Origin of the sequence: Methanosarcina sp. UBA5 (genome assembly GCF_002505485.1) — an archaeon.
In the GTDB taxonomy this organism is placed as follows: domain Archaea; phylum Halobacteriota; class Methanosarcinia; order Methanosarcinales; family Methanosarcinaceae; genus Methanosarcina.
Window position 1 is genome coordinate 1 of record NZ_DAVG01000068.1, and the last position, 12,316, is coordinate 12,316.

10 protein-coding genes, 3 tRNA genes and 1 pseudogene are annotated in these 12,316 nt (G+C 41.0%); 8 read left to right on the plus strand and 6 right to left on the minus strand.

The genetic code is table 11. From position 1 onward, the window contains the following. The 6 genes and pseudogenes from BP621_RS06720 to BP621_RS06745 all read right to left on the minus strand — a co-directional run. Positions 1 to 202 (minus strand): annotated as a pseudogene (locus BP621_RS06720) (tRNA 4-thiouridine(8) synthase ThiI); the annotation flags it as partial. A gap of 36 nt (positions 203 to 238) precedes the next feature. After that, a complete protein-coding gene (locus BP621_RS06725; protein ID WP_292388682.1) occupies positions 239 to 1,483 on the minus strand; it encodes a methanogenesis marker 16 metalloprotein in 1,245 nt (414 codons plus the stop codon). Positions 1,484 to 1,508: 25 nt separating this feature from the next. Beyond that, a complete protein-coding gene (locus tag BP621_RS06730; RefSeq protein ID WP_292388683.1) occupies positions 1,509 to 2,180 on the minus strand; it encodes a (Fe-S)-binding protein in 672 nt (223 codons plus the stop codon). Continuing rightward, positions 2,180 to 2,884: a GTP-binding protein gene (locus tag BP621_RS06735; RefSeq protein ID WP_292388684.1), complete on the minus strand. Its 705-nt coding sequence runs from the start codon at positions 2,882 to 2,884 to the stop codon at positions 2,180 to 2,182. Before BP621_RS06735 ends, BP621_RS06730 begins: the two co-directional genes overlap by 1 nt. 6 nt (positions 2,885 to 2,890) lie before the next feature. Continuing rightward, the gene (locus BP621_RS06740) at positions 2,891 to 3,709 is read right to left on the minus strand and encodes an ATP-binding cassette domain-containing protein (RefSeq protein WP_292388685.1); all 819 of its coding nucleotides are present in this window, start codon (positions 3,707 to 3,709) and stop codon (positions 2,891 to 2,893) included. A gap of 244 nt (positions 3,710 to 3,953) precedes the next feature. Then, on the minus strand, positions 3,954 to 4,946 hold the full coding sequence (locus BP621_RS06745) for a radical SAM protein (RefSeq protein WP_292388686.1): 993 nt from the start codon (positions 4,944 to 4,946) through the stop codon (positions 3,954 to 3,956). Positions 4,947 to 5,326: 380 nt separating this feature from the next. Between BP621_RS06745 and BP621_RS06750 the strand changes: the two genes are divergently transcribed. The 8 genes from BP621_RS06750 to BP621_RS06785 all read left to right on the plus strand — a co-directional run bounded on the left by BP621_RS06750 (position 5,327) and on the right by BP621_RS06785 (position 12,078). Next, a tRNA-Cys gene (locus tag BP621_RS06750) sits at positions 5,327 to 5,397 on the plus strand. Between the two features lie 252 nt (positions 5,398 to 5,649). Next, positions 5,650 to 6,645: a GNAT family N-acetyltransferase gene (locus tag BP621_RS06755; protein WP_292388687.1), complete on the plus strand. Its 996-nt coding sequence runs from the start codon at positions 5,650 to 5,652 to the stop codon at positions 6,643 to 6,645. Between the two features lie 28 nt (positions 6,646 to 6,673). Continuing rightward, positions 6,674 to 7,222 (plus strand): NifB/NifX family molybdenum-iron cluster-binding protein, encoded by a 549-nt coding sequence (locus BP621_RS06760; RefSeq protein ID WP_292388688.1) that lies wholly within the window; start codon positions 6,674 to 6,676, stop codon positions 7,220 to 7,222. 658 nt (positions 7,223 to 7,880) lie between these two features. After that, positions 7,881 to 8,345: a hypothetical protein gene (locus BP621_RS06765; protein ID WP_292388690.1), complete on the plus strand. Its 465-nt coding sequence runs from the start codon at positions 7,881 to 7,883 to the stop codon at positions 8,343 to 8,345. A gap of 259 nt (positions 8,346 to 8,604) precedes the next feature. Continuing rightward, a tRNA-Cys gene (locus BP621_RS06770) sits at positions 8,605 to 8,675 on the plus strand. 152 nt (positions 8,676 to 8,827) lie between these two features. After that, a tRNA-Cys gene (locus tag BP621_RS06775) sits at positions 8,828 to 8,898 on the plus strand. 512 nt (positions 8,899 to 9,410) lie between these two features. Further along, a complete protein-coding gene (gene pscS, locus BP621_RS06780) occupies positions 9,411 to 10,793 on the plus strand; it encodes an O-phospho-L-seryl-tRNA:Cys-tRNA synthase (RefSeq protein WP_292388691.1) in 1,383 nt (460 codons plus the stop codon). After that, positions 10,786 to 12,078, plus strand: a complete 1,293-nt coding sequence (locus BP621_RS06785; protein ID WP_292388692.1) for an O-acetylhomoserine aminocarboxypropyltransferase/cysteine synthase family protein — start codon at positions 10,786 to 10,788, stop codon at positions 12,076 to 12,078. The genes pscS and BP621_RS06785 overlap by 8 nt, the downstream gene beginning before the upstream one ends. Positions 12,079 to 12,316 lie beyond the last annotated feature (238 nt).

Below are 12,316 nucleotides of genomic sequence, written 5' to 3' on the forward strand. Positions count from 1 at the left end.
GAATTTTCTCATACCAGTTTCGAACTCCGGTACTTTTAAGGGCAAGTTCGCCATAGCGGATTATAACCACCTCTGTCTGAACCCTATATCCGGAGTAAGAGGATTTAGAATCCGAACAATCACATTTTTCAGCACCATTTTTTTGGATGCCTCTGTTTTCCTGAAGGGTACGAATGTCAGATTCAATTTTTTCTTTTACCATGAAAAATACCAACCGTATATCAATAAATAGCCCAAGTTAGAGAGGTTCAAGCATCCTTGTAGGTACGAACTCATGCTCCAGGATACGGTTCTTAAGCATGGTACATAGCCTTTCTGCCCTTGCCCTATCTGACTGCCTCAGGGATACAGGGATAGTTCCTTCAGCCAGTTCTATAGACCCAAGTCTTGCACGGAATACTCCTTCAGAACACTGAAGTGTACAGGTTCCGCAGTTGATGCAAAGGTCTCTGTTGATAACACAATCATTTGAAATCGCTTCTGTAGGACAGGTGCGCATTGCGGCACAGTCCGGATGGTGCAGACACTTTTCTTTTTCGATGCGAATGACTTTATCAGTGCCTCCCCATATATTCCCATAATTCACTTTTGCATGCGCAGTGCGCCCGTTTACGTCTGCTACTGGTAGAGGGACATTCTGGTCCAAAATTTTTAATCCTGAAAGAATCTCTTCATCAAGGACAGGGATAGGGACTGCAAGTGAGGTCAAGCATTCAGGTCCGTGTGCGGTTTTCATCCCTCCCATCATGGTCGGGTCCATATCTTTCATGTCTGCATAGGCTGAGACGTTCGGCTTATCAGGGCTGGCTCTGGTTCCTTTTCCCATGATATAACCGGGTGCACCATTTAAAAGAACTCTTGTACCCACACCTATTGACCTGTGAGAGGGGTCATTCTGCAGAGGATTTATTTCTCCACATCCTGATACCGTTGTTTCCGTAAAAGGACCTGTCAGGCCTGTCACAGAGAAGATAGTGTTAATCGTTGGAGAAGCTGGATTTATCAGTGCATTGTAATTTTTAAACGCGAGCCTTGTGGTAATGATCCTGGCAAATTTGATCTCATCAAGCGTAACCTGGTTTTCATAATGCCTTCCGTGTGCTTCTACCAGCACGTCAACGGCTTTTCCTTTTACAAGGTCCCGGAAAAGGTGTCCTCCCCCGTATTGGTCATTTGCATGTGCTGTCCCGTTTATCACAAGGTCTACAACCCCGAGCCTTTCGTTCGGACAGGGGCCGGGTTGAGCAGGCACGCCATTCAGCCATATTGCATCCGCCCTCTCAAAACTGCACTTTTCGGCTACTGGCACCATCATAACTGCCATAGTTCCTGACATCACGCCAAACGTTCCGGTCGTGACCACATCCACGTCGTCAACAGTCACATTTTTGCCTTCACGAACCATCGACTTGAGCTCGACAGCTGTAAGGATTATGGCTTCTTTGTTTGCAATCTTCTCGTTTATCTCTTCAATCGTTTTCATAGTATCCCGATCTTTTCAATAGTCTTCATAATATCCTGATGTCCTCAAGCCGAACGTGAAGTCCAGAAGGCTTTTGAAAACACATATTCACCAGAGCAGTATGTGCAAGCCCTATCATACAGTTGCCAGGAAGAAAATATTGACGGGTTCCGAACACAGGAGGTCTTTTTATAGTACTGGCAATTCCTTCAAAAGCGTGCACATGGTATGCCTGAATATCATGGGCATCTTCTTTTCTAGCAACCATGGGACCTACGGTATGGCATTCAATTACGCCTGTAATCGGGTTTGCGCTCAGAACCCTCAAAGCATGGTATACCGGGCATCCCGGACCTGCCGGACGGCCAGTTACGAGGTCTCCTTTTTTGATATCCCATTTTTCTACAAGGTCTGCCCTGAAAGGCACTATAAACTTCCGGGCTGACGGTTCATCCGGAAATGGCAGGAGAACGAAGTCGTATTCTTTTCCAGCCACATCTATACCGGAATAAGTGATGTTTCTTGTCTGGATCGCTAGATTTTCCCGGCTCACAATTTTCTCAGGACTCACTGTCTTTTCTACGGTGTTTTCTATACTGTAGAATGGACACATATCCAAATCTGTTAATCCTGCTTCAAGCCGATCAACAAAATCTGAACAGGTTTGAGAGCCGCAAGCTCCACAGTTTTTGCCAGGGGGATCCCATTTATTCACCATCAGTCACCTCTGTACAAGGGCTCTGGCATATCCAGCGGCCGGATGACTCCAAAGTGGTTTTTCCATCCAATTTCTTTTTTCCCGATACATACAGTACATACACCAAGCGGAGGTGCACCTCTGAGCTTTATCTGGTCAGGCCCTATAGCCGGGTGATTGGCAATCCTCCTCATCAGATATCGTAAACCGGTTCCCTGAATTGCATTTGTCTCTACAATGTCAATTTCCGGGACAACTTTTCGGATACTTTCTCTGAAAACTTCCTTTTCTGCCTGGGACACCAGATCAGTCTTGGTAACAACTGCCACATCTGCAAGAGCAAGCAAAGGGGCCATTTTGAGCGGGGAATTGGTTCCTGAGATCGCACTAACAACTGCAATTCCAAGAGAATAAGTCGTGTATGGAGTACACCTGAGACAGAGCCCTGCGCTTTCAATTATAAGGATATTTCTTGAGATGCTCTCGGCCCAGCGTAATGCGTCGTCAAGAACCAGAATTCCCATGTGGTCAGGACACACGTCCCCTGAATAGATCTTTTTGACAGGAATATCAAACTCTTCTGCAAGTTCCTGGTCTTCTGTCGCATGTACAACATCGATCTTCAGGAAGGCAGGAAGTGATCCTTCAGGAAGATTTTTTATAACCTGGCGGATCACAGCGGTTTTTCCTCCACTTGGAGGACCGGCAATAATGAGAAGCTTCATTTGGGCTCACACCCTGTTCAACTGGAGACTTTGTCTGGCTGGGGTTATCAAGACTTTTGAAGATAAGGATGAAAAATCAGCTCCATGTCTGAGTTTTTCCCTGATTTGATGGAGCCTGTCTTCGATTAAAGCAAGATCTTCAATAAGATACTGTTCCTCTCCAGTCGATTCGATTACAGACGCAACTCCCCCATTCTTCATCACTATGCGCCTGTCTGCTGTAAGAGCAAGATAAGGGTCGTGTGTTACAAGGATGACTGCTTTGGTTCCTCCGTGAAGAGACTGAATAACCCGATCTTTGAAGATACCTGCATTTTCAATCTCATCAAGCAAAAGTATCGGGGTATCGCCGATTACAAGGGCATCTGCAATCATAAGAGACCGGGTTTGTCCTCCGGATAAACCACTCATCCTGCTTTTAAGACTGATCGCTTCACCTGTAAATGTATTTGCAAGATTTATTGTTTCTTCAAGCAAGTCTTCTCTTCCTGGTTTCCGTGCTCTGATATGCATTCGCAGGAATTCTTCAACTGAGAGATCTGCCAGACAACGGGTATTCTGGGTTATCATGGCAATTGGTTTGGAGGCTGGTTCCCGTACAAAGGACTCGGGGGGCTCCTGACCATTGATAAGGACTCGTCTGCCTGTAATACTATCTCCCTGCGCAAGAGTTTCAATATCATTGATTAAAGCTGACTTTCCTGAGCCAGTTGGGCCTACAATTGCAAGAGTATCCCCTGGTCTTATTTCTATGGTTTCAAATCCTTCCTGTTCTCCAAATCTGTTTTTCCCAGATTGAACCGTAAGAGTGAATTGCTTTGTCATGTACACAATTGTGAAGATTTGTGAGTTATAAATCTTTCCGCAAAATAAATAAATATATCCTTAAAAGCCAAAAAATGAGTAAATTGTATCCTTTATAGGAAAATAATAATAAAATAGTGGAAAGAATAGATTAATTCAAACCTACAATTTTTCCTCAATAATAATTTCAGGAAATTATTGCAAGATTTAGATGGAAAAACAGTTATCTGCTCCTCAAAATTGTGCTGAAATTGATTCTATGTGCTTAAATGTCTTTATGAGGCGTTAGGTCACAGCCAGTGCATAGAAGACACATTGTTCGCGATTTATCGACACAGAGTGACTCACGGTCAAGCATATCCTTCAAAATACCTCCAAGTTTTAAAAGCCGTGCACTGTCTGGCCTTGTGATCTTCACATTTTTCCTCAGAGGGTTGGGAGAAATAGGTCTGAGAATTGGAATTATACATCGGCTCGTAAGGAGCTTGATACCCTTCAGGACGGTTTCATCACTTTCCCCAAGGCCGATTATGAAGTTTGAAGAGACCCTGTTTCTGCCGAAAACATTCACTGCGGTGTCGAGAGCATCAAGAACTGTGTAAAGAGAAAGATCTGGACAGAAACGGCGGAAAAGCTCAGGGTCCATAGTCTCAACATTGTATTTTATTTCGCATGCGCCTGCAGAATAAAGTTCTTCTGATGAACCTGCTGTGGGATAGACCGAGACACCTATTGGGAGATCGTACTCACGTGTGAGCTGCTTTATGATACTTGCCGCCCTCTGGACTTCTTTCTTTGGCGAAACAGCTACACCGCTGGTAAGGGAAATCGCCTTCAGTTCACCTGTTGCATAAGCTTCCTCAACCATCTGGAGAACTTTTGTACTGTCCTTTATCCCGCCATTCATTTTTGGTACCGGGCAAAACTGGCAATCATATACACATTTTTCAGATAACGTAATGTATGCCTGTTCCGGACAGTGACAAAGCGGACGTTCAAGTACCCCCCTGGCAACTACATCATCGCCTTTAACAGCTACCACATGCTCATCTTCCGGTACTACACGCAAAGGAGATGCATCATTGATTGTAAGCCTCACCCTTCGGTTTCCTGACTTCAGAAAAATTGAGGAGCCACCTGCTCCGGGGCCAGCTGTAGCCTTGCTCTCAAGTTTATCAGGAAAAAGGGAATCATCTACCTGAACACTCCCTACACTTAACAGAGCTGCCTTAATATTTGTATTTAGTTCCTTGTCCATAATTATGCACTTCAGAAAGCAAAATACTCAGTGTATTTGCTCAGTACAGTTAATGTGTACTAATAGTAGTGTTTACAATTGTAAACCAAACTAATTAACAATTGTGAACTGTGTAATATTAACAATTGTAAACTTAAAAAGCTTATGATCAATTCCAATTAATCATAAAATATGGATATTAAAATTGAAAAAGATCTATTTTATATTAGGTTTGATTCCAATGTTTGGCTTAGAAGTTCTCTTGTAAATATAGTAACGAAGCTTTTAAAATAAAATTTTAAATTCTCTTTTCCGTAAAAGGCATATTTTGCCTCAAAAAGCAGGTTTAAATATCAGAAACGAGTATGACGTGTTGTGCGTTCACAATTGTGAACACCTGTGCCAGAGTGGCGGAAAGGCTACGCAATGGACTGCAGATCCATTTATCCCGGTTCGATTCCAGGCTCTGGCTTAAAAGTTTTCTCATAACCTTCGCAGAAAACTTTTAACAAGAAAGTCTTAGGATTTTTTACTCTTGGGAGATTTAAACAACAGTAAATTAATAGCAAAAACAGGTACTTATAACCTTATTGAGTATGTTGATATTTAAGCAACCTAAATCTGATACTAGCAACTTAAATCTGGTACTATTGATTTCTTTTCTCAACTGTGTAGGTTTGAATCTATTACGAGAAAAACAAACTTTTATTCAACGGGATTCAAAATGACTGATATTGAAGTTAGAGAATTAGTGCCGTCCGAATATAGAGAATGGGACTTGCTTGTTGAAGAAGCTCAACCTGGTACACTTTTTCATACGAGTGACTGGCTGGAAACTTACAGAAATGTTCTTTCAAAGGACCTTAGAATTTACGGTTGTTTCAGAAACGATGAGCTTGTAGGCGGGTGTCCCCTATTTGTTAGGAACTTCAAAGGAATTCTAAAAATGGCATCTTCGACCAGTAATATGACTGATTACTGTGGACCTCTTGTAAAAGAAAGTTCCAGCGCCAAAACAAGCAAAAGAGTGCAGGAAACTCACGAAATCTTTGACGCACTCAGGAAATTTCTGTGCAGACAGGGTTTTGATAGTATTCACCTGAGATTCTCTCCGGGAATTGAGGATATCAGATCATTTACCTGGAATGACTGGGGCTCAAAGGTTCATTATACCCATCACCTGGATCTGAAGGAAGATGTCGATAATAAGATATCAAGGACAATCAGGAAGGATCTCAAGTCTGTATTTAAGGTAGGACTTGAAACAAAGATATGGAATGATCTTGAAACTTATTATAGTCTGCTTTCCAAAACATATGAGAGGCAGAACCTAAAAACACCACTACCCAAAAGGTTTTTCGAAAAGGTTTTTGACCTTATTCAAAAAAAAGATATCGGTTACATGCTTGTGTCCGAAACTCCAGAAGGAGAAGCCGTTGCAGCACATTTGACTCTTTACGGAAAAGAAAGTACGATTGGCTGGTCTTCTGCCCGGAATCCGGCTTTTAACCTGAGAGGATCCAATGCTCTCCTTTACTATAACGAGTTCCTTGACTTGCAGTCCAGAAATTTCGAATACATGAATGTTATGGCAGGAAATGTTCCCAAGTATGCGGATTATATTATGGGCTTTTCTCCCAAACTCGTACCTTACTACAGTGTAACCTTAGAAAGCAAGAAATATTCAATTCTCAAAGCCTTATACAAAGTAGTGACTTAATAGGAAAATTGAGGTTATTTTTGAGCCGTTGGTATGTGAAAATGAGAAGCTCCCCAAAAAAATAATTATACACGGAGGAAATCAAAAATCAGGAATATTTTTAATTACGAGTTTTCTCCTTTCTTTACAGATATATCTTGCTAATGCATGTAATCCGCATACAACTAATAAAAACAAATTTTATTTAACCTTTAAAAAGGTAAAATTTATATTTTTACTTTTAAACAGGAAAAATGGAGATGAAAAAGTGAAAGTCGCTGTTGTTTCAAGTGATGGCAAGGTTATCAACCAGCATTTTGGAAAAGCATCTAGATTTTTTATATTTGAAGTTGATGATTGTGGTAAAATACAGTTCTTAGAAGTGAGAGAGACTATACCTTTATGTGGCTCGGCGGATCACGGGCATGCAGATGAGGTTTTGAGCAGAACAATTTCTTTGATTTCTGACTGTGAGGCTTTGCTTTGCTCCAGAATTGGCAGCAGGCCGCAAGAAGAATTAAGGAAAAAAGGGATCAAGCCAGTTGAAGCTCCATACTTTATTGATGAAGCTTTAAAAAATATCTTAGAAGTTGAATAATCAGAGTTCAGTGGTTCAAAATCATCTTATTTCCAAACTATGATTCACAAATGTTTAGCAAATATAATAATTTTCCAGATATGAAAGTATGGATACTGTGATATTATAAACGTATTTTTGAGCCGCAACAATTCCTATGCAACAATCCCTATTTAACTTCTTGAGCCCGCAAGATAATCTTCAAATTCGTGTTGAAATCGGGAGGTTGCACAACTGCTTTTTTTCTATCAAACAGGCAATTTACATCCTTAGTCTAAGGATACAGATAATTTTCAGGTACTTTTTGCCTTAAAAACGAAATTTAAATATTAATAATGAATAGGATGTTTTGTCAATTCACAATTGTGAACACTTGTGCCAGGATGGCGGAAAGGCTACGCAATGGACTGCAGATCCATTAATTCCGGTTCGAGTCCGGATCTTGGCTTGAGGCTCTCCAGATAAAAGGGGACAGAAATATTTTGAGCTGTCATCCCTGAAAACTATCCGGAAATCCTCTGAAAAAATTGGAAAAAATAGAAAAAAGTGAAAAATTTAACAAAAGTTGAAAAAATTGGAAAAATCAAAAAAGTTGAAAAAGATAAAAAAATTGAAAAAATAATAGAACAGATAAATTAATTTAAAGAAGGTAAAAGCATGAACTCAACAAGGTTAAAGTATGAAAGGAGAGATCGTTGACGGAACAAGGAGTTCTGCCCTCGATCTGAATGAAAATATTGTTGAAGAAGTATGGAGGGAGCTTGATGATGAGCTTACAGTTGAAATATTCTGGGAAGCTCTTGATCTAACTGGATTCTACATTCTCTTGCGTACAATGTATCATGTGCTTCTTGCAGTGGAGTATGTATCTCTTGAAGTTAGAACCAGCCCTCTTAATATGATTGAACAGAAGATCGCTCAAAATGAGAACGATCTCCTTGAAGAAGGAAAATCCCGGCTGTGGCAGATATTCAATAAATATCACATTTCAGGAACAGGGATCAAAATGCGCAGACAGCTAAGAACAGAAAATAAAAAAGATACGGAGTTGTCTGGGAACTTTGTCATAGAGTCCAATAGCACATTAACTCACCCTATGTTTCCAGATATAACCGAAACCATAACTTCCTTATACTGTTGTTGATTGAAGCAATATAAAATCCATAACCTCCTATTTTCTTTTTTGTTATGAAAATTCGCTGTAACATAATGGTTTCGAAAAGAAAACTCTTTTTTAATATTGAGTATTCTCCTAAATTGTATATTCAGTTATATATTCTTCTTTAATTTTACTTCTGACATCAAACATGAGAAATATTTGAATTAGTTTTTCTCCAAAAAGCAGGTTTAAATATCATAAATGATTATGACGTGCTATGCATTCACAATTGTGAACAATTGATGCCAGGATGGCGGAAAGGCTACGTAATGGACTGCAGATCCATTAATCCCGGTTCGATTCCAGGCTCTGGCTTGAAAGATTTCTTGTAAATATAAACAAGGAAGCTTTTGAAGAAAAATTTCAGTTTCTCTTTGCCGTAAAAGGCACATTTTGCCTCAAAAAGCAGGTTTATATATTAAAAATGAGTATGACGTGTTGTTAGTTCACAATTGTGAACACGGAATGCCAGGGTAGCAGAAAGGCTATGCGATGGATTGCAGATCCATTAATCCCGGTTCGATTCCAGGCTCTGGCTTGAAAGTTTTCTTGCGGATATAACAGGAAAACTTTTAGCAAGAAAATTTTAGGGATTTTTGCCCTAAAGGAGGTTCAACATAAAGAAACTATAACAGAAACAAATGGCAGGTGCAAGCTTCAGAATTGTGAAGCTTGGAGGTGCCAGTCACCAAGTGATTCAATTTACAAGATATGAAAAACTCCTAGTTGTAGATGAACAGACCAAGCTCAAATAGCAAAACTCACAACCAAATCGGTAAAACTCACTTTCCGCAGAAGTGCACAAAAAAATACCCGTTTATCAATATGGGTATAGCCTCCTAAATCGGTATCAGTTATACAGGATACTAGGCAGATAACCCCTCAATTGTGTGCATCTGCGGAATAGGAGTATTGAACGGAGTATTGAACAACAAAATCACAAAGAATAACAAGATTACAAAAGATGCTGAGATGGCGGAAAGGCTACGCGATGGATTGCAACTCCATTCTATCCCGGTTCGATTCCGGGTCTTAGCTTAGGGGTAGTATATGGATATAAGAACACAAAAAACATTTGAGGCACTTTTTGCCCTTGAAGATATTAGGGAGACACTTAGACAAAGGCTTCCAAATACCACAAGTCCAGAAGAAGAAAACACCATTAAAGAAAATGTAAATAGGGTCAGAAAAATTCTGGATGATATCGAAAACAACACCGGAACTCCGGAAATAAGAAAAATAGCTGATAATATTGATATTCGGTCCAGAGAAGAAACACACATCAATATACAGCCAATCCAGGCAGCAGGAAGGCTCACACCCGAAGCCCGAAAAGCTCTCATAGCATACGGCGATGGCTACTCCACCTGTGATGCCTGCCGCAAACCTTTCAGGCTGGACAAAATAAGCAGTCCACCTATTGCTCCATTTCATGAACAACTTGCAAGCTTCGTTAACATGGACGTTGCTCGAGTAGTACCAGGTGCAAGGAGAGGATTCCAGGCAGTGACATCCTCTCTGGTCAATAAAGGTGATTCTGTAATAGTCTCAGCTCTTGCTCATTATACTGAATTTCTTGCAGTAGAGGGAGCAGGGGGAATAGTTCGAGAAGTTCCCTTAAACGAGCACAATATTGTGACTGCAGATGCTACTGCTGAGAAAATTGAAGCGGTTAAGCAGGAAACAGGTAAATTACCTGTACTGGTAATGATCGATCACTTTGATTACCAGTATGCAAATGAGCATGATGTAAAAGGCATTGCAAAAGTTGCCCACCAGTATGACATTCCTTTCCTGTATAACGGGGCATATACTGTTGGAGTAAGGCCAGTTGATGGAAAAGATATCGGTGCAGACTTTATTGTAGGTTCAGGCCACAAAAGCATGGCATCTCCTGCACCGTCTGGAGTACTGGCAACAACCGAGGAGTGGGCTCCGAAGATATTCCGTACAACTCAGATGACGGGTGATCTAACCAAACGCAAATTTGGTGTAAAAGAAGTTGAAATGCTTGGCTGCACACTGATGGGCTCAACATTGCTAGGTATGATGGCTTCATTCCCCACAGTCAAGGAGAGAGTAAATAACTGGGAAGACGAGTTGAAAAAATCGAATTATCTAATCGATGGTTTGCTTGCTATTGAAGGTAGTAAAGTCGTCTCAGAATATCCACGCAAACATACCCTCTCCAAAGTTGACACTATCAAGAGCTTCGATCTTATAGCTCAGGAGCACAAACGCAGAGGTTTCTTCCTTTCAGATGAACTTTCAAGCAAGGGCATTGTCGGAGAATTTGCAGGAGCTACACGCGTGTGGAAACTTAATACATACGGGCTTTCATGGGAGAAAGTTCGCTATGTAGTAGACACATTCCAGGAAATCGCTGAGAAATACAACCTTCAGGTAAACAAGGAGAAAAATTCCAATGACTAATAACTATAAATTAGGAACACTCGCCCTTCATGCCGGGCAGAACCCGGATCCAACTACAGGAGCACTTGTAGTACCTATATATCAGACTACCTCATATGCATTCAAGGATGCAGATCAGGCAGCCAATCGTTTTGGGCTCAAAGAGCTTGGCAATATTTACACACGTATCATGAATCCCACTACTGATGTGTTCGAAAAGCGCATCGCTGCCATTGAAGGTGGGACTGGAGCTCTTGGAGTTGCATCCGGTTCAGCAGCAATAACCTATGCCCTGTTAACTATTACCAGAGTAGGCGATGAAATAGTATCCGGAAATAATCTTTACGGCGGAACCTATGAACTTTTCAGTTATACTTTTCCTAAGCTTGGAAGAAAAGTGATATTTGTAGACTCAACTGATGTAGAAGCATACCGAAAAGCTATTAATGAGAAAACCAGGGCTATTTATATTGAGTCACTGGGTAACCCAAAACTTGATGTTCCAGATTTTGAGGCAATCGCAGCTATTGCCCATGAAGCCGGGATTCCGCTTGTAGTAGACAACACAAGTGCTGTAGGGCTTGTCCGACCTATTGAACATGGAGCTGATATCGTTGTGCATTCCGCGACCAAATTCATTGGCGGACATGGAAACTCAATTGCCGGTTCTATAGTCGATTCTGGAAAGTTCGCCTGGAACAATGGTAAGTTCCCGGAATTCACAGATCCTGATCCAGAGTATCACGGCCTGAAATACTGGGACACATTTTCAGCCTTCCCTGGACTTGGGAACATAGCATTTGTCTACAAAGCAAGGCTGCAATTCCTTCGAGATACTGGCGCCGCGGTTTCCCCTTTTAACTCGTTCCTGCTGCTTCAGGGACTTGAAACACTGCACCTGAGAATACAGAGGCACTCAGAGAATGCCCTCAAGGTAGCAGAATACCTATCAAAACATCCGAAAGTCTCGTGGGTCAATTATCCCGGTTTACCGAATCATCCAAGCCATGAACTTGCGTCAAGGTATCTCAAAGGTGGTTATGGCGCATTGCTAGGTTTCGGCGTGAAAGGTGGCGTGGAAGAAGGTAAAAAATTTATTAATTCTGTGAAACTGCTTTCACACGTTGCGAATATAGGAGATTCCAAAAGTCTTGTTATCCATCCAGCAAGTACCACACACCAACAATTAACCCCGGCCGAGCAGGAAGCAAATGGAGTTAAGCCAGATTACATACGCCTTTCTATAGGTACTGAGGATATAGAAGATATAATCTCAGATCTGGAACAGGCTCTTGAGAAAGTGTAATTTTAATTATTGCTCTCTGGCACCAAGGCTAATTTATATCTTACATTACAAAAAGGCATTAAAAACGCTGTAAATTGATGAGGTAAAACTCATCTATTTTCAGTAATTTTGCTTTGTCAATTAACTTTGTCGTATCAACTTTTATCAACTTTTTTTGGAATATTTAACTGAAAAACAAGGATGACATTCATGGACTTTGAAAAATTACGATACGGGACCGAACTTATCAAGAGGGGCT

Coding starts and splice junctions, on each gene's coding strand:
- BP621_RS06725 (WP_292388682.1), bottom strand. CDS start 1,483: ATGAAAACGATTGAAGAGATAAACGAGAAGATTGCAAACAAAGAAGCC.
- BP621_RS06730 (WP_292388683.1), bottom strand. CDS start 2,180: ATGGTGAATAAATGGGATCCCCCTGGCAAAAACTGTGGAGCTTGCGGC.
- BP621_RS06735 (WP_292388684.1), bottom strand. CDS start 2,884: ATGAAGCTTCTCATTATTGCCGGTCCTCCAAGTGGAGGAAAAACCGCT.
- BP621_RS06740 (WP_292388685.1), bottom strand. CDS start 3,709: ATGACAAAGCAATTCACTCTTACGGTTCAATCTGGGAAAAACAGATTT.
- BP621_RS06745 (WP_292388686.1), bottom strand. CDS start 4,946: ATGGACAAGGAACTAAATACAAATATTAAGGCAGCTCTGTTAAGTGTA.
- BP621_RS06755 (WP_292388687.1), top strand. CDS start 5,650: ATGACTGATATTGAAGTTAGAGAATTAGTGCCGTCCGAATATAGAGAA.
- BP621_RS06765 (WP_292388690.1), top strand. CDS start 7,881: ATGAAAGGAGAGATCGTTGACGGAACAAGGAGTTCTGCCCTCGATCTG.
- pscS (WP_292388691.1), top strand. CDS start 9,411: ATGGATATAAGAACACAAAAAACATTTGAGGCACTTTTTGCCCTTGAA.
- BP621_RS06785 (WP_292388692.1), top strand. CDS start 10,786: ATGACTAATAACTATAAATTAGGAACACTCGCCCTTCATGCCGGGCAG.